At 41.0% G+C, this 295-nt stretch carries 1 protein-coding gene; it reads left to right on the forward strand.

The annotated features are described in order from the left end of the window. On the forward strand, positions 1–295 hold a 295-nt coding region (locus CD138_RS14290), incomplete at both ends, for a hypothetical protein (protein WP_180991062.1).

The raw sequence follows: 295 nt of genomic DNA on the forward strand, positions 1-295 counted from the left end.
TCAATTCTTCAGCGACTTAACATCAGGAGCGAAATCAACTTACGAATCATTAAGCGTATCAGCAGCGAATAGTGAATCAATGAGTAGTTCAGCTTCAATGAGCACATCTGAATCAGTAAGTGCGTCAATGAGTACAAGCGAATCAGCAAGTGCGTCTGACTCAACAAGTACTTCAACAAGTACAAGCGAATCAGATAGTATCGCGAAAGAAGTAAGCCAATTCTTCAGCGACTTAACATCAGGAGCGAAATCAACTTACGAATCATTAAGCGCATCAGCAGCGAATAGTGAATCA

The organism is Staphylococcus intermedius NCTC 11048 (genome assembly GCF_002902385.1).
Lineage (GTDB): Bacteria > Bacillota > Bacilli > Staphylococcales > Staphylococcaceae > Staphylococcus > Staphylococcus intermedius.